Genomic DNA, 26,357 nt, shown 5'->3' with positions numbered 1-26,357 from the left:
CTTTACGCAGTTATAAGCAGAATCTTAATTGTATGTTGTTCAATTCCTTAACCTTTGTCATCTTCTTTGCCATTGTTCTGGCGTTGCACCACCTGCCGATTGGCTGGAGATGGAAGAAGTTGAACCTGCTGCTGGGAAGTTATCTATTCTATGCGGCGTGGAATCCGCCCTTTGTGCTTCTGTTGTGGTTATCGACGGTGGTGGACTATGTCGCAGCGGGCCGGATTGCCAAAAGCGAGAGGCTGGCCGTGCGCCGGGCCTGGCTGCTGGTCAGCATGGGGACCAACCTCGGGATGCTCGGGTTTTTCAAGTATGGGGGATTCCTGCTGGACAACTTTGTCGCGGCGGCGGGGGCCTACGGATTCGATTACCATCCGGCGATGGCGAGTATCATTCTTCCGGTCGGTATTTCCTTCTATACCTTCCAGACAATGTCCTACACGATCGATGTTTACCGTCGCAACAGCCCGCCGACAAATTCCTTTCTGGACTTCGCCCTCTTCGTCACCTTTTTCCCGCAACTGGTCGCTGGTCCAATTGTCCGGCCCAAGCAGCTGATACCGCAGTTCAAGAAGGAGCATCAGGCAACGCATCCCCAACTGATGTGGGGTCTCGGATTAATGACCCTCGGGATGTTCCAGAAAATCGTGATGGCGGACACCTTTCTCGCCCCTTCAGCGGATGCCGTCTTTGGCGCAGCGGAGTCCGTGCCCTTCATCGATGCCTGGTTGGGAGCCCTTGCTTTCGGGGGGCAGATCTTTTTTGATTTTGCCGGATACTCGACCATTGCGATTGGGGCAGCCCTGTGCCTTGGCTTTTCGCTACCGGAAAATTTCCGCTACCCGTACGCGGCCATCGGCTTTTCAGATTTCTGGAAGCGCTGGCACATTTCCTTATCTTCGTGGTTGCGCGATTACTTGTATATTCCCCTTGGAGGGAACCGGAAAGGACCCGCCCGCACATACATTAACCTGATGCTGACCATGCTCCTCGGCGGCCTCTGGCACGGTGCGGCCTGGACCTTTGTCGCGTGGGGGGCCCTGCACGGATTCTATCTCTGGCTGGAAAAGGGCTGCGCGCGCATTTTTGCGGGCAAGGAGTGGACGCAGAAATCCACCGTGCGCCTCTTGACCGGGTTGGCAACCTTTGCCCTGATCACCCTGACATGGGTCTTTTTCCGGGCGCCGGATTTTGCCACGGCTTCCCGCATTCTTCTCTCTATGTTCGGGCTCGGGGCGGACGGCGCTCCCGTCCTGACCACGACCGACATGCTCCTGACATCGGTTGTAGTGGTTTTCCTGTTTGCTTTCAGTTGGATTCTGCGGGACCGAATGGTCGAGGACGTTGTGGGGCGGATGCCCTGGTGGCTAGGCGCATGCGCCTGGGCGGGCATGCTTGTATTGATCATCTTAACACAAGGAGGCGGTGGTGCATTCATCTACTTCCAATTCTGATTCACCTGACAAGTGGCCGGAAACCTACTGGCGCCGCCCTATCCCCACAGCCCACTGGCAGGGCGTGAGCTTGCTGACGGCTCTTCTCGTGCTGGCATTTCTGTTCGTCTGGGAAACATGGTGGAGACTTGATGGCTACGAACCCAGTTTCGAGGAGACAGCCGAGTTATGGGCGCGTATGCGTGACAAGGCCGGCACCGGGGCTCCGGATGAAGTGGTCTACATTGGATCTTCCCGGATTCAGTTTGATTTTGACATGGCCGTCTGGCAGCAGGATTTCGGAGGGTCCAAGCCCATCGCATTACCGAAAGTCGGGACCTGTCCCAGGCCTTTCTTGAGCGATATTGCGGATGATCCCGATTTCAAGGGAGTCCTGATCTGCGGTGTAACCGAATTGCTCTTTTTTGCTCCTGACATGTCGCCTCCGCATTCAGAAGCTACCGCCTATTTGAATCATCGAAAGAACCGACCCATTTCCAGCCGGACAGACTTCCTGCTTTCTGTTCCGCTCCAATCAGCGCTTGCTTCCCTGAATGCAGAGGACCTAAAACTCGGGACGCTTCTGCGCAAGCGTTGGCTGGCCTTGCCCAATCGGGAAGGCAGTCGGATCATGCCGGACTTGCCTCCATATTTTGCCCGAATTGGCCCAGATCGCCGTTACCACATGTGGTCCCGGATGGAGCAAGAGGCCCCATTGCAGGAGAAGGTTCAACAGATCTGGTTGCCTTGGTTCACGATGGGACCTCCATTTGCCGGCGAAGGCTTGGATGCCCTCATTGAATCTGTCCGTCTGGATGTCGAAAAGATTCAAGCCCGTGGCGGACGGGTCGTTTTTGTCCGCTTTCCCTCCAGCGGACAGCTTCGTTCGATCGAAAAGGCGCGCTGGCCCCGCGAGGCCTACTGGGACCGATTGCTTGAGGAGACCGGCGCCCCCGGCATCCATTTTGAGGATCATGAGAGCCTTCAGGGCTTTGTTTGTCCCGAATGGTCGCATTTGACCCGGGTAGATGCCGTGACCTTTACGCGGAACCTGATTCCCTTTATCAAAGAGGTTTTGTGAGCTCGAAAGGGATCTCCTGTGATCCTGTTCAATTTCCCTTGAAGCACGCGTCTGGCTGGTCAGACTGCTCCAGTGTGAGATTTAGCCCGCAGGATCCATTCATTCAGTGAAATTCCTTGTTTCCCAGTTTTCGTATTTTCTGAGTGACCGCCAGGCCAAGCGCAACCTGAGTGCGCTGCGCACCTATGTGCTGTTTCTTCTGGCAATCGTCTTTTTGTATTCGGTGCTCTTTCACTTCGTCATGCTCCTTGAAGATCAAGAGCATTCCTGGCTGACCGGTTTTTATTGGACGCTCACCGTGATGAGTACATTGGGGTTTGGTGACATCACGTTCCATACTGATATTGGGCGTCTTTTCAGCATTCTTGTCCTGGGCTCGGGAGTGGTCCTCCTGCTGATCATGCTGCCATTCGCCTTTATCCGGTTTTTCTACGCTCCCTGGCTGGAGGCCCAGATACGTGCCAGGGCCCCGCGCAAGCTTCCCCCGAATATTTGCGACCATGTTATTATTTGTCGTCAGGATTCCATTACAAACGGTTTGATCCGGAAATTGACCGTCAACAAGATCCCGTACTGTCTCCTTGAGCCGGATCCGGTCATCGCCGTCCAGCTGCGTGAGGATGGTTTCAGCGTGGTGACGGGCGAGATTGACGACCCGGAGACCTACGAGGCCGTGAATGTCGAGTCGGCCCGGCTACTCCTCGCGAATGCCGAGGATCCGATCAATACCAATATTCTCCTCACGGCCCGTTCCCTGAATTCTTCCCTGCCGATCATCGCCATTGCCGAGGAGGAGGACTCCCTTGACATCTTTTCGATGAGCGGGGCGACCTATCCTTTGCCCCTGAAGATCCGCCTCGGGGAGCATTTGGCCACCCGGGTCAGTGCGGGGGTTGGGACGGCGCATGAAGTCGGGCGGTTCAAGGATTTGGTGATTGTGGAGTTTCTTGTCCACGACACGCCTTTGGCCGGGGAAACATTACGAAACACACATGTGCGTGAGCGAACAGGCATGAATGTTGTCGGCATCTGGGAATCGGGCCATCTCCAGCCCGTGGATCCTGACAAGCCGCTGGCCGAAACCTGTGTCCCGGTGGCCATCGGGACCGAGGAACAAGTAAAAAAGCTGAACGAGCTGCTGGGTGAAGGCCCCGACAACCCGCATGAGGTCCTTGTCATTGGTGGAGGAAAAGTGGGTCGGTCGACAGCGGTGACCCTCAAGAAGCGCGGCGTGCATGTCCGCATTCTCGATCTGAAGCCGGAACTCCAGGAGGAGCTAAAACCATATTGTGATGAAGTTATCATCGGTAACGCGGCTGACCGGGCAACCGTGGAGCGGGCCGGAATTGCCAATGTCAGCGCCGTCGCCCTGACGACGAACGATGATGCCCAGAATATTCACCTGGCGGTTTACTGCCGTCGTCTCCAGCCGCAGCTCAGTATTGTGAGCCGGATCACGAGAGAGCGCAATATTGAGGCGATCTACCGGGCCGGAGCGGATTTTGTCCTGAGTTACGCTTCCCTGGGCTGTGAATTCATCACGGCTTACCTGCTGGGCCGCGAACCGGTGATGGTCGGGGAGGGTGCGGAGTTCTTTACGATCGATGTTCCCGTGGTCCTTCATGATACAGTTCTGGCGGAGAGCGGCATTGGCTCAAAAACCGGGTTGGTTGTCATCGCCATCGAGCACGATGGTGAGACCGTCACAAATCCCCCGGCGACGACACTTTTGAAGCCATCCGCCCGCCTCATCATGCTTGGGACCAACAGCCAGCGTGAGCTCTTCGCGGAGCTTTTTGCCTGATGCATAAAAAAACGGAGCCCTTTCGGGCCCCGTCCGGGTACTTCAACAATGGTAAAAGTTGGTTTACTGGTCCTCGTGTCGTTTCAGTTCGTTAGCGCCAAAAACAAGCAGGAGGACGGTGGTCAATGCGATTGTAAACATGGTGTGTTCTTTCGAGTTAAGGACGTCTGGATGTGACAGTTAAAGTGGTTCAGGCTTCGAGGGCTTCCTTGAGCTCGAAAGCACCGAAAGTGAGAAGGCAGGCGGAGATGAAGATGATAAGTGTCATGGCTTTTTATTTATTGGTTAATTTGCCAGATACTTACGCTGGGAGCGTGCCAACTTTTTCGGCTGTTTTGTAAAGCGTTAATTAATAACGATTTAAAAACCTTTAAAAAATCCATTCACTCTCCGCACGTGCGATTACGCCGGTTTTTATCGCATCTTCGGGACACCCTCCGTCCCGGAATTGGGACAACTTGCTATGCTGAGAAGGCTGCTTCGATGGCCGCCTTCAACTCATCGTGGGTCGTCGCCACTGGCATGTCGGGTTCGGCGGACTGGAGGCTTTCCGGGGGACGGAAGAGGATTCCGTGGTCCGCACTTTGCAGCATTGTCAGGTCGTTCCATGAATCCCCGGCGGCGATCACGTGAAAATTCAGGCTTTGCAGGGCCCGCACGGCTTTTTTCTTCTGGTCGGGTTGCCTTAGATTATAATTAAGGATTTTCCCAGCATCATCAATTTCCAGCTCATGACAAAACAGGGTGGGGTGACCAAGTTTTGCCATCATCGGTTCGGCAAACTGTACAAAGGTGTCTGAGAGGATGATCAATCGGCTCCGGGCAACAAGCCATTCGGTGAACTCGACAGCCCCCGGCAAGGGCTCCAGGTCCTTGATGGCCTCGTGTATGGCATTAATGGTCAACCCGTGCTTGTCCAGCAGGTCGAGTCGGTAACGCATCAGGACATCGTAATCCGGCTCGTCGCGGGTTGTCCGCCGGAACTCGGGAATGTTGGTCGCCTCCGCGACGGCAATCCAGAATTCAGGGAGGAGGACACCCTCCAGGTCAAGACAGACAATATCCATGGGCGGATAATCACTGTTTGCCGGCGATCCTGTCAAGGTCCGGCCTTTTTCCGGGAACCATCAAAGGATTGATCATTGAGGCATTCTTCGACATACATGATGTTCATCGTGAGGATTAACTTAACGAAGTTCATGATAATCATCGCGGTTGTTCTGGCCGTCCCGGCCTCAGCTTCCCTTCTGGCTCCGTGGGTCGGTCCAAATGTCCTCCTCGGGGAAGACCCTGTTGAACTTCCCGGCGGAGACGGACAAAACCAGGCCGAGCCACATGTGACCCGCTCCATCATGGACCCGGACCTTGTCCTCGCGACATTTCAGGAGGGTCGTTTCAGTGATGGGGGGGCCTATTCGAACGGGTATGCCGTGAGTGAAGACGGAGGCTTCACCTGGCGGCGTGACCTGAACCCGCGCCTGACACAGGTCAATGGGGGCCCCTATTTCCGGGCCACTGATCCGGTTGCCGGCATTTCCCGTGACGGGAACCTCTACTTGAACTCCCTTGTCTCCGTCACGGAGGCTTTTGAAGTCGGACGGGTTGTCCTGCAGCGATCCACGGACCGTGGCCAGAGCTGGACGGATCCGGTCACGATTTATACAGGTGAGTCCATCGCGGCCAATGCCCGCACTTTCCCGGACAAGAACTGGATGGTGGTTAACGATTACCCCAACACGCCCACCACGGGTCGGATCGTCGTCACCTGGACCAATTTCCGGTTTTATCAGGATGAGGTGGATGACATTGATGATTACCTCATCACTTCCGCTTTCTCTGACAACGGTGGGGACAATTGGAGTTCCGCGGAATATGTGACACCGCCGACAAGCGCCTGGTTTTCAAAGATCAAATTTCAAGGTTCGCAACCTGTCTTCCTGCCCGATGGCAGCTTGGCCATAGTCTTCCATAATTTCCTCGCTAGCCGGCTTGAAGTGACGCACTCGCCCGACGGAGGCGCGACTTATCCGGGCCCGATTGTCCCCGTTCACGACGGCTACATCCTCTATGACACGCCCAACATGCGCGACGGATCCTTTCTTCCCAGCGTGGGAGTCGCCCGTGACACCGGGGATCTCTACATCGTCTACACCTCACGGGCCTCTTCATCCGCCGAGCGTGGAGACATCTACTTCGTCCGCTCGCAACGATCGGAGAGTGCGCAATCCCCGGTGGACTGGCGCTTTACTTCGCCCATCAACATCAGCGGAAGCATTCCGGTCCGCATCGTCTCGACCCCGACCGTTTCCGTCTCCCCGGATGGCCAGCGAGTCACCGTATATTTTTATGATAACCGCAACGGTTCCGGTGAAAACGACTCCGGGGATTTCTATGCCGTCCAATCGACAGACGGAGGAACCTCATGGACAAGTCCGTTCCGGATCACCGAACAGACATTTCCGCTCAACCGGGCAACCTCGACCGCGCGCGGTTTTATGATTGGCGATTACTTTGGGTTTGCCCCGCCCCTTGGGCCCCGCCAGGCGGGTATTGCGGTATGGGTGGACACCCGTCGGCCCACAGCAGACCCATGGAGCACGCGCATCGGCGGCCTTGAGCATTCTGTATTCGACTCGTGGCTACAAGCCAACCTTCCCCTGTCCAGCCGGGTGTCGAATCTGCAGCTTGACCGATATGCGGATCCCGACAAGGACCAGACCCCAAACCTGCTGGAATATGTGCTCGGAACCTCCCCGCGTGTGGCTGAGAGTCCACCTTCATTTGTTAACGGGATGAGTCACTTGAAAATCCGGTCATTCACCGATCCCCAGACAACAGTATCCCTGAATGGTGGCACGGGACGGTGGCCACTCTTTCGTCAAACCCTCGGCGGCAGTCCGCCCGGGGAACCGTTTGGGGAAGGATTCTGGGAGCAGCTCTTCTGGCCGAATGCGGGCGAATTTGAAAACCTTGAGGTATCCCTGAACACTGAGAACTGGTTTCTTCTCTCACCTTCCGCTCCTGTCCGGTGGGTTCGCGACGAGGGAGAAGGTTGGGTTTGGTCACCTTGGTTTGGCCATCTTTACACGGCCAATGCACCGTGGCTTTTTCATCTCACGCTTGGATGGGTCTATGACCTTGAGGGCAATCTCTACAGTCCTTTGCTTTCAACCTACCTTTATCATTCGATTGATATCCATCCGTGGGTCTATCGTCATGACGGGCACTACATTTACCTGCTTGAAGGGATTCCATGGATCTACGATTCCTCAACTGAAGTCTGGTTGAAAACCTACTGAGTTGCATGAAACTCCTATTAATCCTCCTGTTTCATCCGACTTATATTGTTAAAGGCCGGAGCACTGTCCCGCCAATCCTGATTCTGTTATCCGTTGTCGCCTACGCAGCCCTTTGCGGGCTTGCCTTTCAGCATTTGTACCCGCGCCTGCTGAACAATGTTCCGTGGTTGGGGGGATTCCGAAAGCTGCATCCGGGTAATTGGAATCCAGCCTTTGATACGGAATTGTTTATTCGTGGGGCCTCAATGGGAATGATTCTCTTCGGGACCTATTGGATTTCCTACAGCCTCATGAGTTTACTCACTCCAGGAAGAGCCAAGCCAATCACACGGTGTGCCCTTGCCTCCCTTTCAACCTGCGTACCGGTCCTCATTTGCTGCGCTGTGGGCTTTTTCTTCTATTACCTTCACAACGCCCTTGGCCTGCTTCCGGTTTACGGATTATTTGCAGCAATCTGCCTGCAAGTGATCCTGCTCAGGGACCTTTTCGGAGTCAGCCGGGCCCTTGTTGTCTACCTTGTCCCTTCGGTTTTGACGGCACAACTTATTGCCTGCACGCTCCTGTTGCCGTAATGAATCGGGAGTTTCCTCCAAGCGCAGATGATTTATCTTGAACTCATATACAGTGTCCTGGTCTTCCTTGCCACAACAGGAGGCCTTGGCCTCTTCTTCGCCAGTTTTTTGAAAGGGGAGATGCTCCAACGGTTTACCCTTGGCTTGGGGCTTACCCTCTTTCTGCTCTTCGGGCTTTTCTTTTTCCTTTATCAAACGGGTCTTCCTTTCGGGTGCTTAACAATTACCCCGGTCATATCGCTGCTTCTTTTGGCTCTTCGTTATCGGAGTTTGGAAGAGTCCCTCCGGGAACCCGGGTTTCGCTCAAGCCTTCTCCTCTACCTGATGTTGAGCGCATGGACCCTCCTCTGCCTTGCCTACATCCAGACCTACAACGGCGGCAAGTGGGCCGGTGACTGGATTGAGCATTATGAGCGCGCGCTATTTTTCCTGAAACCACTCCCGCTCGACCACATCTTTATCGGGCTTTACAGTTTCACGGCCCGGCCTCCCATGGGGAATGCCCTCTACGCTTTTTTCATGGCTATAACGGAGGCGGATTTCGCCCATTTCCAGGTTTTCTGCAGTTTGCTCAACCTGCTCGTCCTGTTTCCTGCCCTTCTCCTGCTGAAGCATTTCCGGACTGGAAAGTTCAACCACTTTCCCGCATGGATTTTGCTCCTTCTTTTAATGACGAGTCCAATGTTCATGCAGAACGCCCTTTACGCGTGGACGCGTCTCCTGTGCGCCTTTTTCATCCTGTTTTCAGTCTACCTGTTTCTTCGATCCGAAAAAGATGCCGGGCTCTTTTTTAGGCAGGCCATGGCCTTTGCCTCGCTGGCTGTCGCCCTTCTTGTCCATTACTCAGCCGGGCCTTATGTTGTTGCCTGCCTGTTCGCCTATTTCTTCGTCTCACGGGACCGGCTCCGGAAACCCCGATTCTGGAAGGAGACCGTTTGGATCGGGTTCACTTGCGCCCTGCTTTTATTCGTCTGGTTTGCCTGGGCCATCCGGGTCTACGGGTTCAGCGGAACATTCCTGAGCAATACCGCGGTAACAGATGTTCAGGACTACACCTTCCTTGAGAATGTCTTCAAGGTTTTCAGCAATCTCTTCAACTCGTTGGTTCCACATCCGTTGAGAGGTGTCTCCATGGACACGGCTTTTAGCCCCGCCGATCCCTTGTTTGCCATACGTGACTACTTCTTCTCGATTTACCAGGTCTCCCTCTTCCCAATGATGGGTCTGATGACGATTCCCGTATTATTTTTCCACTACAAAGACAACTTATTCAATTCAATCCGGACCGGCTCTGCTTTTCGTTCGATTTCCTTGTGGTGGTTTGCCGGCGTGGTCGTGCTTGGCGTTGCCGTGCATGGAGGCTACGATTCCCTTGGACTTGCGCACATCTGTCTTCAACCGCTTGCCTTGCTTGTTGTGGTATTCCTTGCGGCAAACTTCGACCGTCTTTCAGGACGCTTGAAGGCAATCTTGTTCGCCGGAATCGCCTTCGATTTTGTTTTCGGGGTCGCGCTTCATCTCCAACTGCTCAGCACCGGTCCCCGTGATTTGTTATTTTTCTTTATTCCTGGCGGCCAGATTGAGCTTCTTCAAGCCACAATCGGGCATGCCGCAGTCGCCAATTACCAGGCACAAATGTTCAAGGGGTTCACCCTGCTCGGTGAGCTTGTCAGCATGCCTGGCTGGCTCTTCTGGACAATGGCCCTCATCCTGATTTCGGTTGTCCTGATCGCGTTGGCAAGAGGCCGGACAAGGGAAAATTAAGTCAGCACTTCAGGCTTTCGAGGAGATCGTACATCTTGTACTTTTCAAGCTTGTGCCTGAGAAAATCCAGTGAGGCAACGACTGCCCGCTCCTTGACGGCAATCCGGTTGCCCGGAAGGACAACCTTTCGCGACCAGGCCCCGACCGGTGAATGATAACCCAGATACACGGTGCCGGCCGGTTCCCTTCCCCCGTTGGGGCCGGCATAGCCAGTGATCGCCAGCGCATAATCGGATTCCATCAGCTCTGCCACGGCGGTGGCCATGGCTACTGCGCACTCCGCACTGACTGCTCCATGTTGTGAAAGGATGCAGTCCGGAATATTCAGGATAGCTTCCTTGATCTCATTGTTGTAGCAAACAACCCCGCCCTTGAAGACTTTTGAGGCGCCGGCCATGTCGGTAAAGCGACTTGCCAGCAGCCCGCCGGTACAGCTTTCGGCAACAGCGAGGGACTTGTTCAGCCCGCGAAGCTGTTTTAAAATGACACACGCAATGTCGGGGGTGCCATAACCCAGAAATCCGATTCCGAGCCGTTGCCGGCAGACTTCACCCAATGCGCGCAAAGCTTTGCCATCGAGTCCCCCTTCGACAGGCGTGAGACGAACATCGACATAATTCATATGGGCGCAATAGGCGACACGGACTTTGTCTCCGGCCTCCGCAAGGATTGGCTCGAGCATGTCCGCGACTACACTTTCACCCAGGCCCAGGGTGCGGATTTCAACGGGCGGGGCCCCTTCTTTGGCCCATGCCTTTTTCAAGAGCCGAGGCAGAACTTGTTCTTCAAACATCGGTTTGAGTTCACGCGGCGGCCCGGGGAGGAGGACAATGACTTTTTCGTCTTTCTCAATCCACTGCCCGGGGGCGGTCCCGTTGCTGTTGAGGAGAGCTTCGCCCCCCTCGACTATTTCGCATTGTTTGAAATTATTCGGCGTCGGCTCCCGGTCCCGTGCCCTAAAAAATTCCACGATGGCCTCTTCGGCGGCCTTGTTGGTGACGAGAGGTGTTTTCAATGCGCTCGCCATGCAGTCAGCCGTTCGGTCATCGGAGGTGGGGCCGAGGCCACCCGTGACAATGATCAGGTCCGATCGCTCAAGCGCCTGCTGGAAGGCCGCCAGCATTTCCTCCGGTTCATCACGGATTTCCGAGGCACGGGTTATCCCAAGATCGTGTTTCTGGAGCAAATCCCCAAGGTAGACAAGATGGCTATTGGCCCGCAGGCCATTCAGCAACTCATCACCAATGGCGACTAATTCCACTCTGTGCAGAGTCTTCATTGCTCGATAAGCCAGACCGGTTGGCTTGTCGTCAGGGGTTTGCTGTGCCATGTTAGCATTATTCAATATAGGTAATTCCAGCAAGTATGCCAGTCCCCGAGCGCAGTAAATTGAAAGAAAAGGTCCGCCGTCTTCCGGAGGGGCCCGGGGTGTACCTCATGAAAGACCGGCTTGGTAGTGTCTTATATGTGGGAAAAGCCAAAAATCTCAAACGCCGGGTATCATCTTATTTTCAACCCTCGCGACGATTCCGCATCGAGCAGCCAAAGATCGCCGCCATGCTCGATCTGGTCACGGACTTTGATATCATGGAAGTCCGTTCCGAGAGCGAGGCTCTTCTCTTTGAAGGAAAGCTGATCAAGGAATGGAAACCAAAGTACAATACGGACTTCACGGATGATAAACGGTTCCTGCATGTCCGGGTGGATTTAACTGTCGCTTTGCCGCGATTCCGGCTGGTCCGCTTCAGGACGGATGACAGGTCGGTCTATTTTGGCCCCTTTGCCCATAGTGGACTTCTCAGGCGAACCTTGCAGGAAATGCGGCTCAAGTTCGGCATTCTTCTGGGGGATGCCCAGCCGCAAAAACGCGAGGACGGGCTTTGGCAGCTTTACGATGACGCGCGGGCTGAAATCTATGGGCATTCAAATTTCATTACGGCGGAAGAGTATCACCAACGGGTCGAACAGGCCTGCGGGTTCCTTGAAGGCAAGTCGCGGGAGTGGTTGTCCGAGCTGGAGGTGCTGATGAACAAGGCCGCCGAGGCACGGGACTACGAGCGGGCAGCCGAGCTGAGGGATATCATGGTCGCCTTGAGGAGAACCACCGAGCGGACGCGCAAGTTTACCCATGCCTCCATTCTAAATGCAGATGGACGCCAACCGCTGGATGAACTCAGGGAAGCCCTCTCACTGAAGCATGTCCCGCGGACGATGGAGTGTTTCGACATCTCCCATATTTCAGGGAGTTTCTGTGTCGCATCGATGGTGCATTTCAAGGATGGCAGGCCAGACCGGAAGAATTACCGCCGTTACCAGATCAAGAGCTTTGTTGGGAACGATGATTTTCGTGCCATGTGCGAGGTCGTCGGTAGGCGCTACGCCCGCCTCAAGCGCGAAAATCGTCCATTCCCTGACCTGATCGTGATTGATGGCGGGGTCGGCCAGGTGAGTGCGGCCCTAAGGGCGTTTCTCGAAGGTGGTATTGAGCCGCCGACCTTGATCGGCTTGGCCAAAAAACGCGAAACAATCATCTTCAGCGATGGGCGTCCGCCCATGAATTTGCCCGGCAATCACCGCGGGCGGCTTCTGCTGCAACACATCCGCGATGAGGCTCATCGCCACGCCAACAGCTACAATGCGGAGTTGCGGCGGCGGAAGTTACGGGAATCGGTGCTCGATGATTTTCCGGGTCTTGGCGACAAGAAGCGCCGGGCCCTGATGGGGCACTTTGGCAGTCTCGATAAACTCCGCAAGGCAAGCATTGATGATCTCCAGCAGGTAGACGGGATCGGGCCAAAGCTGGCGGTGAAGATCCGGGAGTTCTTTGGATAAGGCCCTTGGAGCACGGAGCTCCGGGAATTACGAACTTGTCCCGATGGGTTTTTCCAGAAGCGGGAACATCACTCCCTTGCGGAAGAGGGTGACCTGCCCGCTCGAAGCAGAGACACAGAGGGATATGCAATCGGCGGCCTTGGTGACCGCTGCCGCGGCCGAGTGGCGGGTGCCAAACCCTGAAGGCAGGTTATGGTAAAATTCTGCCGGCGCATGAATAAGTGAACCGGCGGATTCAATGATGCCGTCTCCTCGAATGACAAAACCACCGTCGATAACTGAATATTCCTTGATTGTCTCATCCATGAACGGGTTGAGAACATTCCGGTCCTCCATCCGGTATCCGTAAAACGGGTTGAGGACGAGCGGTTTGACCATGGAGTTGACCTTTTCGGTATCGCCGATGACGAACATGGTCCCCACGGGTTTGCCTTCCCGTCCCTCGACCGACAGCTCCGTGGCGATCCCAATCATCCGTTCGAGAACCTCGATTTTTACCGATGGGGGAAGAAGGTCGTTTTCACGATCAATGACGCTCTGGAATTCGCGCTCGATATCAATGACCATTAACGTGTCCAATTGATTGCTGGAAGGAATGCCGCCCACGCACAACAGCCGGTCATTGTGTTTGAAGATACCGCGTGTGAGCCCGATCAGAATTGCGCTGCGGGCTTGCGAAAGTCGCTGACTGGAAAAGGACCTGACCTCGATGGCCGTCTCAATCTGACCGCTTTCCTGTGCCCGATCGCTTGCCGCACGGGTGACCAGGACAGTCCTGAAATTCGGAAAGCCGCGCGCGCCCTCGATGCCCCCGGCAAAAGTATCGCTGAAAAGCAGGATGGCGGAACATTTTGACTCCCGGGCAATCTTCTCGGACTCCTTCAGGAGAAGCCGGTTAAAGCGTGTCTGTCGGCGCTCGGGCTTGGCCAGCAAACCACTGAAGCCAAGGAAGACCCGCTCCGCGAAGGTCTTCGTATCGGGCGCCGTGATCATGTTGTCGACCAGATCCCGGTCACGGAAAAGGCGGGCCAGCGAGGCCAGGACATTCAGGTAGTTCTTCTCGTTCTCGGAGGCGAGGAGGAGAAAGAGCAGGCGGACCTCATTATATTCGTGAAGTCCTTCAAACTCGATGCCGTCCTTGACCCGGCCGATCGCGAAGATGTACGGGCGCTTCATCTTCACCCGGATATGTGGCATGGCGACCCCGTTGCCGAGGTAGGTGGTCATGGTCTTTTCACGCGCCATGAGCTGGTTTGTGATCTTACGCACATTCAGCCCGTCCTGTAGCCTGGCGGTGGATACCTCCATCAGCTCAAGCAATGCCCCCATTAAATCAGTTGATTCAATCTCAATGATTCGGGATTTGGCGATATACTTGTCAAGCCGCATGAAATCTTGATTAAAGGAGGAACCAGAGGTTTGACAATGTCAATTTTGCCTAAGGGTTAACTCTTCCGTAGAGGCGTTCATTGATTGCCTCCTCAACCTCCGTCAGGGTGGGTTCAAGCCGGGACATGCCGGGCTCGCTCCGCCAGTCGCGCACCAGATCAAGAGCGGCCTTCATGATTTCCTGGTTTGTCGACGCCCCCGTAATGGAAATCTGGCTACTCAGGAGATTGTGCGAAAGGGATTGGTTCAGGTTTGGAAAAGAGAGTAGGAAAAAGCGGGCTTCCCCGGCGGAAACCTTCGGGGAGGTCAGGTATTCCTCAAGCAGCTCCGGTGCGCCAGCCAGTCCCGGATCCATCCGGGCAAAATACCCGGCGCGTGCTTTTTCCATACCTTCCGGCCAAGTGTCCTGCTCCAGAATTTCCGTCAAGGCGACAACAGGATCCTTGTCGACAAGCCTCTCAATGGCCAGTGCCGCGGCCCGGCGCAGCATCTGGGGATCCCCGATTTTCATCAGGTTGGAAAATTCCGGGACAAAGGCTGTCTCCCCGGTATAGACCGCAACATCCAGCAACTCGGCGATGGCGGAGCTTGGATTCCCCGTCCATTGGTCATCCTGCAGGGCGGCTTCCAGACGGCGGTTTAGAAAGTCAATTCGGGCCTCTTCCGGATCGGTTGTTCCAAGGGCGTAGTTTCTCAAGTGCACTGCATAGACATCCGGAGTGAGGGAAGTGCCCAACCGGGACAACTCATCTGTGGCCCATTCTGCGGCGAGTCCGGGATCCAGTTGGTGCAGCAAATCGAGAAGAAAAGCCCTGAGTGAAGCAGTGCCAACCAGTGAGTTCTCGGGGCCCGGTTGGAAACCAAGGCCCGTTTTGAGGTCAGCACCACTTTGCAGGAATTCCAGAATTGCCTGTAAGGCGTCCTCTTTCGGGGAACTGAGAATGGAATCCGCGAGCTGCTTAAGGGCGGTCCGCATGGCCTCGGGCGATGAGGCGGACTCGAGGTGTTGGATCCATGCCGCCCATGATTCGGGCGGGGTGGGTTGGACTTGTTTTGGTGTGTCGGGCTGCGGTGGCGAGGGAGCTTCCGCAACCGGCGGCTCGACCTGCTCATCCTGAGATACGCTCGGTGACGGCACTTCCCCGGGGTCGATTGGTTCCTCTTTGGCGAGTCGCATGAAGAGGAGAAACCAGGATCCGACCAAAAAGAGGACCAGGAAGAGAGCTTGAATAAATGCGCGGCCTTTCATGGCACTTCAGCTTTGGGTTTTTGCGTGACGAATGACAATGATGGCCCCTGCCACGACAAGCAGGGAAGAGATATAGAAAATCGTGTGGGGAATTTCCGCGAGGAGGATGAACCCCATCAAGCCGGCAAAGATGAATTGGGCCAGATTGATGATGACAACTGCCTGCCCGCGGATGGTCCGCAGGGCCCAATTAATGATACTGTGGCCAAAGACTGTCGGGACAATGGCCAGCCCGAGGATGGAAATCACTTCATTGCGTATATTCGGGCCCAGCCAGACTACTGGTTTCCCTGAAAGCTCAAGTGTTCCTGCAATCCCCAGACAAAAGAGGCCGGAGAGTATGTACACCGGGACAACATAGAGATATACGGATGAAAGATCCCGGTTCTTACGGGCAAATATTAAATAAAATGCGTAGAAAAGCATGGAAAGGAAACAGACCGCATCGCCAAGGGCGTGCTCCGGGCTCAGATTGAAATCGACTAACCCAAGGAGAAAAACGCCGAGGATGGCGACCGAGGTGCCCAGCGCCTCGACATTTGAAATCCGTTCATGCAAGACGAGCAACAGGAGGATCGGCATCACGACCGGCACCATGTTGACAATGAGAGAGGCGTTGGCGGAGGGGGTAAGCCTTGCCCCTATAATCCAGCTGATAAAGTGGATGCCGAGAAAGAATGCAGGTGGCCAGGCTCGCTTGAGCAGCTCTTTCAAAGGAGGTCGCTGGGTCTTCTTGACCTGCAGGATGAAGGGGATGAGCAAGATCCCTCCCAGCAGAGTCCGGTAGGCGGAAAGGACAATGGGGTCGGTGCTCCCGATCTTGATAAAGATCACAGATGTCGAGCAGCAGAAAACACCGAAAATAAGGATTAAAAAGCGCATTTGGGTTGGATGTGGAGGACTCTCCGGATCTCTTTTATTATAAAAGATGCAGAATTTTGCAACTTGGCAAACCCGAGCGGGTTTGTTAAAGTATTAGATAGTTGGGTATCAAGTTAGAGTTAGCCGGGTACATTTACCGAGGTATTTGTCCCGGTGCTATCTAGGGTAATGAAAGGCCCCGTTCTTAGGAGCGGGGCTTTTTTTATATGCGGGCAAAGAAAAGCCCCCCTTCCTTGCGGAAGAGGGACCGGTTCCAGGCTCATTTACTAGATCCGTTCCCGAGAGGATATCTCAGAGCACGGAAAGGCCTTCGCCCCTAGTGAGCGTCTTTTAGTAATCATTCCCCGTGCCAGAATTAGCCTCTATTCAACAACTAGCTGATGAATAATTGCTTATGGCTTTTTATCAGCACTTGGGATCTCCCGGAACTTCTCCCGGGCACCTGAAGTGTTGCGAAATCAGGACAGTGGCTGTCTCGATTCCGGGACGGCAAACTGGAGATTCAAAGACCGGGACCGGTCCATTCCGAGAGGGCGGGGTCAAAGAAGTAACGACCTGTGTAAATCGCGCTGCCTTGAACATGAAAGAACCATGAGCTGCTCGAATACCGGTAGTAGTAATCTGGCGCCCTGTCTGAGGCGTATAACCAATCCGCCCCGTTGAATTCATAATAGATGACATCGGAGACTGTTGAAGATTCTATCCAGAGGAGGCCGTGTTCCTGATGCTCAACCCATGGTAATCCGGTGTTCTTGAGCCAACCGGACCCGAACCACGGGACAAGGATCCAGTCATCCACAACCTGGGTGATGGCCGGAAACACATCCACCATTTCGGTATTTTCCAGGTCAGGCAGGAATCCGGATTGGCGGCGGTTTGACTGGAAACGTGGCCACTGTCCATCCATGAGCCTGGCTGAGCCCTCGAATTTGTAGAGAGCCCCATCGTGTGCCCCGAAGTAGATGCTTCCATCGGGGGCAATGTTCGGGGATGAGTCGTTGAAGTTGACGATGAGGTATTCCCAGATGATTTGACCATCAGCGCTCACGCTTGTGAAAAGCGAGGCAGGTCCAAGGACTGAAGATCCATCGTATCCGCAGATGAGGATGTTTCCATCGGCATCGATGGCCGGGCTGCAGTAGAACACATCGCCAACAAAGGTTTCCCAGAGCTGGAATCCTTCCGAGTCCAAGGCGTAGAGGTAGCCGTCCTGCGCGGCAAAGTAGACGGTGCCATCTGCCGCAATGGCGGGCGAGGAGCGGATTGTCTCAATGGTCTCGAAAGACCACCGCAAGGCACCGCTCGAATTAAGCGCGTATAGCGAGCCATCTTCACTCCCAAAATAGATATCGCCCCCGCTGCCGATTGCTGGCGACCCGACAATAGCCACTTCCTTTTCGTCATCTGGAATGAGGGGGTCATTCGGAACAGCAAATGACCAGCGCTTGGATCCGCTTATGGCATCAAGCGCGAATAGTTCTCCTTCTTCATTTCCAAAATAAAGAGTATCCCCTTCTTGATTGAGAACGGGGCTGCTGTTAATCGGACTATAACTGTCAACGGCCTCGGAAACCCATTTCTGGGTTCCATCGGGATTGACGGCGTACAGGAAGCTGTCGTTGGAAGCGAGATAGATGGTCCCGTCGGGACTGATCGCCGGCGAAGCGATAATGAGACCACCCGTTTCAAATTTCCAGATCAGTGAACCATTTTTTCCATTGATGGCATACAGGAAGTTGTCCCATGAACCGACGTAGACCGTACCGTCGGGGGCGATTGTCGGGGAGCTGTCAACCCAGTCGGTCGGATCGGTAAAGATCCAGCGAAGTGATCCGTCCGGGTTGTATGAATAGACATTGGTATCTTCGGATCCCACGACCACTGTGCCATCCGGACCAATAGCCGGGGCAGCATAAACCGTGTTTCCCGTTTCCGCCTTCCAGATCAAATCCCCGTATGCACCTTCAGTTGGTGAAATCGTGACAATCGAGGCCAAGAGGCAAACAGAGACAGGAAGAGTGAGAATTGCTTTCATTGGGATAATTTGAGCGAAAAGGTCGTGCCGCCAGTATCGGATTGGACCAGTTCCAGGGTCGCAGGAACGTGGCGCGCGAGGGTCGCGGAAATGGCCAGGCCTATTCCTGTCCCACCCGATTTGGAACTGATGACAGGTTCAAAGAGTTTCTCCTTCACGGATTCCGGAAGGCCGGGTCCGGCATCACGCACCCGGATTTCCAACTGGGTTTCCGATCCCTCCAGCTCGACTTGAACGGGAGATTTCGCAGGAGAAGCCTCGACCGCATTTTCCACGAGGTTGCGGAGGATCAACAGGACCAGTTGTAACTTTCTTGAGGGATATGATCCTGAGCCCGAGCCGGATAAATTGACCGGATGGTTTCTTGAACTCGAAATGGAATCCAGCCTTGTTCCGGCCATTTGCATGAGGTCTTCAAAAGAAAGGTCCGTTTCCGGGGCGGTATTTTCATCCCGCAGAACGCTGAGGGTTTCGTCGATGAGGGACTGCATGCGGTCGGTAATGGCCACGGCTTCTTCATCTTTTGCAGTGACCTGCAGATAGGCCTTCAATCCGGCAAGAGGATTCTTTAGACCGTGGAAGAGGTGGCTGCTGACTGAACCGATGGCGGAGGTGCGGGCCGCCATGGCGAGATCCGCATTGGCCCTTTCGAGGGATTCGTTGCGCTGGGTGAGGAGCGCGGCCATGCCGGTCAGCCGCTTTCGCGCATACAGGAAGACAATGGAGAAGAGGGTGCCGCCCCCGAGAACAAAAATGAGGCCAAGGAACATTAGTTGCCGGTCAAGCTGGGCGAATTCGGTGGAGACCTCAGTGCCATCCAGCCAGTATTGAATGGATGCAGTTGTATGGCCCGCCTCGTCAAGAAGCGGGGCAATCACTTCCACCAGGGGAGCTGACTCCTCGAGGTCAAACTCCTCGATACCGGAGAAGAGTGAATACAGTGGATAGGCTTCGAAGTAACGTATGACCGGTTTTCCATCCTGAAGGAGTTGCCTGTCTTCCTCGGCAAGAGAAACAGCATAAAGCGAATCCGGAACCTGCTCGACGAGGGTCTCAACCGGTCGGAAAACCCTCACCGCAATGATGCCTTCAATCTGGCTGGAGCCCGCCGCTAGCTCAACCAAGTCCCAATTCGCGAGTGAGGACGCTTCGCCCGTCTCGTGGAGATAACGGGCGACATTGGTGAGGAGAATTCCATCCCGCTGAAGGATCTGGTGCATCACTTCTGAGCGGAAGAGGAAGATGCCAATAGTGACTGCCGCGATGAAAATGCCCAGCACACTGCTGCCAAGAAGGAGGAAAATTTTCTGGAAACGTGGGGTGTTCATTCGGGCCGTCATCTTTTGCTTCTAAAGTGTCAGTAGGTCCAGTCAAGGAGGGCCTGAATCCGCCGCTCGGAAAAGCTGTCGTCAGATACCCGTGATACGAATTCATTCCATTGGACACTGGCTTTGAAAGAAAGGTTCCACATAAGGTCCCTTTCCAGGTCAAACCGGAGGGTCCGGTAGCGCTGCCGCACCAAGCGGTCATCAATGGAACTGACTTGGCGATCCGTGTAGCGCGTCTTTTGCCAGGCACCGCTGACCCGGAATTTGGTCGCCTTGAGGTCAAGGGATGCATTGGCCGAGGCCCAGAAACGGGTCAGGCCATCGTAGTCATCGTTTGAATCCTCTTCGCGGGCCGCGCCGAAGCGCATGGATGTGCTTAACACTTCCCATTGAACCGGTTTCCATGTGAGGACTTCTTCGATCTGCACACCATTGATTTGCAAATCCTCTTCCGGCAGGCGGTTGATTCCGGTTGAAGTTTTGGCGACCTCATCGTCATAGAATTCCTGATACAGGGAGAGTTCTGTACGTGAGCCAAAAGAGCCAGACCAGACACGGTTCCATTCAAGGGAAATTCCGGGACGCCAGTAATCTTCATCTTCATCGACAATCAATGACCTTCTTGCGGAAAGCGTCACCTTTATGGAGTTGAACTTACCCGCATCCCACTCTCCAAAGAGGCTGAGCTCCGGGCGGAATTGCTCAAGGCTGGCGCCAGTCGGGTCGATGCTATCCTCCAGCAGGCTGGCATCATAGATTTGATCGCCATAAAAGGCATCCACTTCAATCCCGTAGGAATGCCGGGCGCGGATTTCTGTCCAGTTTGCGTGCAGGAAAGCGATGGCTTCCCGGTCGACCTCGGCATCTTGGTCAAACTTTGCTGTTTCAAAGTAAAGTAGCGTTGTGAAGCTTGAGTGCGTGAAGATGCCGTTGAGAAAAAAGTCTGCTTCAGCCTTGAGGTAGGGACTGCTGACAGCCTTGCCGCGCTTCAGGAAATTTGAGCTGTGCCCGGCACCGGCACGAATGCTGGCCGACCAGAAGAAGGGGCTTTCCGCGAATTCATCCAACCCAAGAAGGGGATCATTGGCATCTTCGAGAAAGAGGTCTGTTTCATCAAGGAAGGCCTCCAACTCGGCAAAATCAGTGAGGGGGTCTTCAGTGCTTTCCCCGGATGCAAGGAGTGGAGAGGTCCCCAGCGCGAGCGCGGCCAGGATGAAATTGCTGCGAAGGGAAAGTAATCGAATAAGGGACATTAATGTGGAGATATAAAGTGGAGAAAAAGAGAGCGGGCGGAATTAAATCCGCCCGCTCGTTTTGTGAGAAGCAAGCGAAAGTCAGGCGTTAAGATCAACCACCAGGACGACGGTCTCCACCGCCTTCGCCCTGCTGAATGCGTTCTTCGCGCTTGAGCTGCTTACGTTCCCGCATCAATTTACCTTGTTCTTGACGGAATTCCTGCATGAGGGCCTTGCGCTCCTCATCAGTCAGGGCCGGGTCTTGCATTTGCTCACGCAGTTCCAGGCGGTTCGTGCGCATTTCCTTGACGTTGTCACGGAAGGCCAGGCGGCGCTGGAGCATGCGTGGGGTCATGACGCGGCCATCACGTCCGGGACGGTTTTCACGGAACCAGTCGCGGAGGCTTTTTGCCAGCACGCGGACAGCTTCGATTTCATCCGCATTTTCAGCCCGCCATGCTTCGATCGCTTCGCGAACAGCTTCGTCGGTCGGGTTTTCGCCAAGGGCGAGAATAGCTTCGCGGCGACTTTCAGCGAGTGCGATCCGGCGAGCCTTCAGGGCTTCGCGGTCAGCGAGAATATCTTCCGGAATATCAATAACCGGTCGATCCGGCCGATTTTCCTGGATGAGGGTACGCAACTCCTCGGTGAGGACACGCAATTCCCCGAAGGTGTCGGAATTGTCCTCCCGCCATACGGTTAATGCGGCAACCTTTTCCTCATGAGTTGCATCCGGTCCAAGGGCTTCAATGACAGCCGCGCGGGACACGCGCAGCTCTGCCCGGATTGCCTTCACGGCATCGTGCAGTTCTGTGATTTCAGCAAGGACCTCCGGATCAAGATCTGCAGGCGGATCAAACATCATGCTGCCGTCACCAGGTCCGTCGCCGGTACCATCGCCAAACCCGGGGCCTTGCATTTGGCCCTGGGCGGAACCAAGCAACAGTCCCATACTAATCAATGTGATGAATAATTTCTTCATTTTTTTCCTTATTTTTAGAGGGTTGTTATTAAATGTGGAGATACCCTCTCCCTTGCTTGAGAAATGCCAGTTCTTGCGTTATTAATATAACACATTGGTAATAAGTGGGTTATAGATATAGTGATGGCCGGGCGGGGTTGGCCAAAACACGCAATTGGGAAAAATCCCCCAACTGGGAGAGCCTTTTGAGAAACCGGATTGGGAAATATCCCCCAATCAGGAGTCAATACGGTAGCGGATAAAGTCCCTCGGGACACCAAGGCGTCGCGCCGCCGCCGAGACATTACCATTCTCCTGATCGAGCGCTTCCTCAATCACATCCTTGGTCAAATCCTTGAGAGCGGCTTCAAAATCAAATCCGGTCTCAGGCAAGCTCCAGTAAGGATTTTTCAGCGTATCCAACCGTATTTCCGGACTATTTCCACCTGCTGGATCCGCCAGTGATTCAAACTCAAGGCTACCGGAATTCTGGAAGACAAGCGATCGCTCAATCTCGTGGATAAGTTCCCGGACGTTGCCGGGCCAGGGTTGAGCGGCAAGGCGTTGCATGCCCCCGGTTGAGATGGTGGCCTCCGGGAAACGATAGCGCTTTTTCAGGTCATCGAGGAGATGCCGGGCGAGCGCCGGAATATCATCCGGAAATTCCCGCAATGAAGGGATCCGGATGTGCAGAAGATTGAGACGATGGTAAAGGTCTTCCCGGAAACTGCCCTCCCGGACAAGTTTATCAAGTGAGTGAAGCGAGGCGGCAATGAGGCGGACATCAATTTTCCGCTGGGCATTTCCACCGACACGGCGGATGTGGCCGTCCTCGATAGCGGTGAGGACCTTGGCCTGAATCGGGAGGGAGAGGCTGGCAATTTCGTCGAGAAAGAGGGTGCCGCCATCAGCCGCCTCAAAGAGGCCGATCCGCTCCTTGCGGGCATCTGTGAAAGCCCCCCGTTCGTGCCCGAAGAGTTCAGACTCGACCAGCGATTCGGGCAGGGCGGAACAATTGATTTCGATGAGCGGGGCCTCCTTGCGCGGCCCATGCTGGTGGAGCCAGCGGGCCAATGTTGATTTGCCGGTCCCCGTCTCTCCCTCGATCAGCACCGGGGGAAGCGCCGAGCCCAGACGCGCGTCGGCCTCGAGAATCTTATCGAGCTGGGATTCAATAAAGCGGAGCCGGGCTCCTGTAAAAAGGGATTTCCCCGGAGTGGCGTGCGTATCCCGTTCAAATTGTTCCTTCCGCTGTCGCGCCCCCTCCCGGGCAATACGGGAAAACACCATGGGCAGTTCTTCCGGATCGAAAGGTTTGCTCAGGTAGTCGCTTGCTCCGCGCCGCATTGCCTCAATCGCTGTACGGATACCGCCGTCGGCAGTCATCATGACAATTCTGGTGTTGTCGGAGAATCCCGGCTTATCCAGCAAATCCAACCCGTTCCCGTCCGGAAGGTTGATATCCAGCAGGGCATAATCGAGTTCGGTGGATTCCCGAATCCGCCTTGCTTCCTCGATGTTGCCCGCGGGGAAGACCTCGGCGCCTTTGCTTTCCAGATAGTGGCAAAGGGACTTTCGCAGGAGCGTCTCATCCTCCATGACAAGTATTTGCCGTCCATTCAGCATAATGCCTCCAGACTCTCGAAAAAAGAGGCTCTGGCAAGCCGGATTGCCCTGAAGAATCAGGGCGGGCCTACCAGAGCCAATCAGGGGGGCTCAACCAGAGCAGGAACCTTTCTCATTCCAGTTGGGCCTAGGGTAAGGAACAATTCATCAGTCTTCAGTTTCCATGAATTGTTCCACAATTTCTTTTCATGGACATCCAATTGACAAGGGGCTCCGGCAGGGGACAAGATGCTCTCCTTTGCCTGAATTAGGGCACCCTATGTTTGACGTCAGAGAAAAGCCAAAAATGGTCGAGCGGGCCTACCTTGTCGGAGTGGCTGGCCCCACGGACAGCGAATCCGATTGCGAGAGCCTGCTCGATGAACTTGAGGAGCTCGTCAATACCTTGCGGATCGGGATTGTCGGGAAGGAACAGGTCCGCATGCGTAAACCACAGGCGCGCTACTTGCTGGGCAGCGGTAAGATGGAATCCGTGGTGGAGCGGGCGCGGGAGATCCGGGCAGATTGCCTGGTCTTTGAGGCAGAATTGAGTCCAGCTCAACAGCGTAATTGGGAAGCCGCCAGTGGAATGTGTGTTATAGACCGCCAGGAGGTAATCCTCGATATTTTCAGTGAGCGCGCGCAGACCCGCGAGGCCGTCCTGCAGGTCGAATTGGCACGGGCCGAACACTCTCTTCCCCGCCTGAAGAATGCCTGGACACACCTGAGCCGGCAGCGCGGTGGTGGTGGCGTCACGCAGCGTGGTGAGGGTGAGGCCCAGATTGAGCTGGACGCCCGGATGGTCCGGACACGCATTGCCAAATTAAAAAAGGAGCTGGAAGCCGTTATTCGCCACCGGGATACCCAGAGAAAGCAACGGCAGCGCGTTCCGGTGCCGACAGCCGCCATTGTCGGTTATACAAATGCCGGGAAATCCACTCTTTTGAACGCCTTGACCGGGGCAAGGGTCCTTTCGGAAGACAAGCTCTTTGCCACATTGGATCCCACAACGCGTCAAATGCGCCTCCCTTCCGGCCAGAAGCTGCTCCTGACCGACACGGTGGGCTTTGTCCGGCGCCTCCCACACAAGCTTGTCGAGGCTTTCAAGGCGACTCTTGAAGAGGCTGTGCTGGCGGATTTTCTGGTCCATGTAGTCGATATCAGCAACCCCGAGTATGAACAGCAACTGGTGACCACCAATGCCGTCCTGAAGGAGCTAGGGGCGGATGAAAAACGGATGATCACCGTGTTCAATAAGCTCGACCGGGTGCCGGCAGTCCGCCTTCCCAAGGGACTGTCCCGTCCTTCGGTTCCGGTGAGCGCAATGACGGGTGAGGGCCTCCTGGAATTGACGGCCCAGTTTGAGCAGTTCCTTGAGGACCGGATGGTGACCATGGATTTATTGATACCGTTTGACCGCTATGAGTTGATCAGTCAGCTACACCAGCAGGGGACCGTCAAGGAGGAGAAGGCTGGGGATGAAGGACTGCGGCTCGTGGCCAATGTCCCCAATCGCATTCGGTCGCAGTACGAGGAATTTGTCGTTTCCTGACCGGTGAAATTTCCGGTTAATTCCGTTGTCATTCGGGAAACTCCCCGCAGGCTTGCTTTTGATCCAACCAGACAGCAATGACGGAAGTATTCATGATCCTTGGTTTCATGCTGGCGGCGTACTCCATCGTCGGCAATGACTCAATTCAAACGCTTGGAACGTTCCTGTATTCCAATTCCCATCGGAAGTGGTGGCAGCTCTGGCTTTTCAGCAGCACGGTCATGGTGGTCGTCATCCTGAACGGGTGGCTGACCCACAATCAGGATCCATCCTACTCGCGGTTGAACAAGGTCTATGACAAGTCCGTCTCCATCAGTGCAGCGATGGAGGCGATCTCGTCCGCGCAGGAGGGCTTGAGCGACGAAAGTCCGGAGGATGAGATGTTGATCCATCTGGCGCGTCTTTCCGCGCAACTCGAAGAAACCAAATCGGTCTTTGTGAAGACTCCCAAAAAGCTGGATGTCTCGCTTGACGGTCTGAAAGGGGAGCTGGCCTTCCTGCAGAATTATCGTGCCAGCGAAAATGTGACGCGGGCACAGTCAGTCATTCTGCGTGGCGTGGAAGAACGGGTCAGCGAAGTGGTTGAGCGCATGGAAATAAGGCGCGATGTTAAGTTTTTTATCACCTGGAAGCATCTTATTCCGCCTTTCGCCTTGCTGATCCTGACGCGTTACGGCTTTCCAGTCAGTACGTCTTTCCTCGTCCTGGTCACTTTCCAACCGGCGGTTCTCACGAGCATGCTGACCAAATCCCTGATGGGCTACTTTGTCGCGATGGTTTCGGCGATTGTGATCTATGTCCTTGTCATGCGGACAGTGGAATCCCGTTGGCGCAAGGAAGGGGAGGAGGGCATCAAGCCTGTCTGGGTATTTTTCCAGTGGGCTTCGACAGCCTTCCTCTGGTCGATGTGGCTTATCCAGGACATGGCCAATATCTTTGTCTACCTGCCCAGAATGCCCAGTATTGGGTGGTTGAGTTTTGCAATTTTCTGGATGGTGCTTGTCCAGGCTTTTATCTACTACAACCGGGGCGGCAAGATCCAGAAAGTGGTAACGTCCAAGACGAACACACACGATATCCGGTCAGCGACCATTGTTGACCTGATTTATGGGGTTGTTCTCTACATCTTCAAGATCCAGAGCAACGTGCCGATGAGTACGACATGGGTCTTCCTTGGACTGCTTGCCGGGCGGGAGATTGCCTTTGCCATTTCTGGAACAAAAAGCCGGAGCCTGAAGAAGGCTTTCAAGCTGGCCCGCAAGGACATGGTGAAGGCAGGGTTTGGTCTCGGTGTCAGCGTTGCCATTGCCTTTGCCATCAACGCCGTCTAGCGGCT

General features: G+C 54.8%; 19 protein-coding genes. 9 read left to right on the top strand and 10 right to left on the bottom strand.

The window, feature by feature from the left end; translation table 11 throughout:
* The first annotated feature begins 32 nt into the window (after positions 1–32).
* From G0Q06_RS06320 to G0Q06_RS06310, 3 genes are all read left to right on the top strand, one after another.
* Positions 33–1,454 (top strand): MBOAT family O-acyltransferase, encoded by a 1,422-nt coding sequence (locus G0Q06_RS06320; protein WP_163963615.1) that lies wholly within the window; start codon positions 33–35, stop codon positions 1,452–1,454.
* On the top strand, positions 1,429–2,514 hold the full coding sequence (locus G0Q06_RS06315; protein WP_163963613.1) for a hypothetical protein: 1,086 nt from the start codon (positions 1,429–1,431) through the stop codon (positions 2,512–2,514). Before G0Q06_RS06320 ends, G0Q06_RS06315 begins: the two co-directional genes overlap by 26 nt.
* A gap of 106 nt (positions 2,515–2,620) precedes the next feature.
* Positions 2,621–4,318, top strand: coding sequence for an NAD-binding protein (locus G0Q06_RS06310; protein ID WP_163963611.1), 1,698 nt, complete (start codon positions 2,621–2,623; stop codon positions 4,316–4,318).
* 461 nt (positions 4,319–4,779) lie between these two features.
* Here G0Q06_RS06310 and thrH read toward each other — a convergent pair whose 3' ends face one another.
* Complete coding sequence (gene thrH / locus G0Q06_RS06305) at positions 4,780–5,385, bottom strand: bifunctional phosphoserine phosphatase/homoserine phosphotransferase ThrH (protein ID WP_163963609.1); 606 nt, start codon at positions 5,383–5,385, stop codon at positions 4,780–4,782.
* Between the two features lie 132 nt (positions 5,386–5,517).
* Here thrH and G0Q06_RS06300 point away from each other — a divergent pair, with 132 nt between their 5' ends.
* From G0Q06_RS06300 to G0Q06_RS06290, 3 genes are read left to right on the top strand one after another with little or no spacing between them, the layout of a single operon-like run.
* Positions 5,518–7,617 (top strand): sialidase family protein, encoded by a 2,100-nt coding sequence (locus G0Q06_RS06300; protein WP_163963607.1) that lies wholly within the window; start codon positions 5,518–5,520, stop codon positions 7,615–7,617.
* A gap of 5 nt (positions 7,618–7,622) precedes the next feature.
* On the top strand, positions 7,623–8,189 hold the full coding sequence (locus G0Q06_RS06295; RefSeq protein WP_163963605.1) for a hypothetical protein: 567 nt from the start codon (positions 7,623–7,625) through the stop codon (positions 8,187–8,189).
* Between the two features lie 27 nt (positions 8,190–8,216).
* Positions 8,217–9,953 (top strand): glycosyltransferase family 39 protein, encoded by a 1,737-nt coding sequence (locus G0Q06_RS06290; RefSeq protein WP_163963603.1) that lies wholly within the window; start codon positions 8,217–8,219, stop codon positions 9,951–9,953.
* Between the two features lies 1 nt (position 9,954).
* On the opposite strand, the gene G0Q06_RS06285 is transcribed toward G0Q06_RS06290, so the two are convergent.
* Positions 9,955–11,283 (bottom strand): CinA family nicotinamide mononucleotide deamidase-related protein, encoded by a 1,329-nt coding sequence (locus G0Q06_RS06285; RefSeq protein WP_163963601.1) that lies wholly within the window; start codon positions 11,281–11,283, stop codon positions 9,955–9,957.
* Positions 11,284–11,318: 35 nt separating this feature from the next.
* Here G0Q06_RS06285 and G0Q06_RS06280 point away from each other — a divergent pair, with 35 nt between their 5' ends.
* Positions 11,319–12,785, top strand: a complete 1,467-nt coding sequence (locus G0Q06_RS06280) for an excinuclease ABC subunit UvrC (protein WP_163963599.1) — start codon at positions 11,319–11,321, stop codon at positions 12,783–12,785.
* Positions 12,786–12,812: 27 nt separating this feature from the next.
* On the opposite strand, the gene G0Q06_RS06275 is transcribed toward G0Q06_RS06280, so the two are convergent.
* From G0Q06_RS06275 to G0Q06_RS06240, 8 genes are all read right to left on the bottom strand, one after another.
* A complete protein-coding gene (locus G0Q06_RS06275; protein WP_163963597.1) occupies positions 12,813–14,174 on the bottom strand; it encodes a PTS sugar transporter subunit IIA in 1,362 nt (453 codons plus the stop codon).
* A 49-nt stretch (positions 14,175–14,223) separates the two neighbouring features.
* Positions 14,224–15,423 carry a hypothetical protein gene (locus G0Q06_RS06270; protein WP_163963595.1) on the bottom strand — a complete coding sequence of 400 codons (1,200 nt, stop codon included), beginning with the start codon at positions 15,421–15,423 and terminating at the stop codon, positions 14,224–14,226.
* Between the two features lie 6 nt (positions 15,424–15,429).
* Positions 15,430–16,305, bottom strand: a complete 876-nt coding sequence (locus tag G0Q06_RS06265) for a DMT family transporter (RefSeq protein WP_163963593.1) — start codon at positions 16,303–16,305, stop codon at positions 15,430–15,432.
* A 502-nt stretch (positions 16,306–16,807) separates the two neighbouring features.
* The gene (locus G0Q06_RS06260; protein ID WP_163963591.1) at positions 16,808–18,340 is read right to left on the bottom strand and encodes an outer membrane protein assembly factor BamB; all 1,533 of its coding nucleotides are present in this window, start codon (positions 18,338–18,340) and stop codon (positions 16,808–16,810) included.
* Entirely contained in the window at positions 18,337–19,668 is a 1,332-nt protein-coding gene (locus G0Q06_RS06255) for a sensor histidine kinase (RefSeq protein WP_163963589.1), read from the bottom strand. Before G0Q06_RS06255 ends, G0Q06_RS06260 begins: the two co-directional genes overlap by 4 nt.
* Positions 19,669–19,697: 29 nt before the next feature.
* Positions 19,698–20,921, bottom strand: a complete 1,224-nt coding sequence (locus tag G0Q06_RS06250; RefSeq protein ID WP_163963587.1) for a hypothetical protein — start codon at positions 20,919–20,921, stop codon at positions 19,698–19,700.
* Between the two features lie 94 nt (positions 20,922–21,015).
* On the bottom strand, positions 21,016–21,885 hold the full coding sequence (locus tag G0Q06_RS06245; protein WP_163963584.1) for a hypothetical protein: 870 nt from the start codon (positions 21,883–21,885) through the stop codon (positions 21,016–21,018).
* Positions 21,886–22,101: 216 nt separating this feature from the next.
* Positions 22,102–23,490 carry a sigma-54-dependent transcriptional regulator gene (locus tag G0Q06_RS06240; RefSeq protein ID WP_163963582.1) on the bottom strand — a complete coding sequence of 463 codons (1,389 nt, stop codon included), beginning with the start codon at positions 23,488–23,490 and terminating at the stop codon, positions 22,102–22,104.
* A 259-nt stretch (positions 23,491–23,749) separates the two neighbouring features.
* Here G0Q06_RS06240 and hflX point away from each other — a divergent pair, with 259 nt between their 5' ends.
* Positions 23,750–25,021, top strand: coding sequence for a GTPase HflX (gene hflX / locus G0Q06_RS06235; RefSeq protein ID WP_238710373.1), 1,272 nt, complete (start codon positions 23,750–23,752; stop codon positions 25,019–25,021).
* A gap of 77 nt (positions 25,022–25,098) precedes the next feature.
* Positions 25,099–26,352: a hypothetical protein gene (locus G0Q06_RS06230; protein WP_163963580.1), complete on the top strand. Its 1,254-nt coding sequence runs from the start codon at positions 25,099–25,101 to the stop codon at positions 26,350–26,352.
* Positions 26,353–26,357: the final 5 nt, after the last annotated feature.

Source organism: Oceanipulchritudo coccoides (genome assembly GCF_010500615.1).
Classification (GTDB): Bacteria; Verrucomicrobiota; Verrucomicrobiia; order Opitutales; family Oceanipulchritudinaceae; genus Oceanipulchritudo; species Oceanipulchritudo coccoides.
The sequence above is the reverse complement of the archived record's forward strand: the minus strand, read 5'-3'. Positions and strand labels throughout refer to the sequence as shown.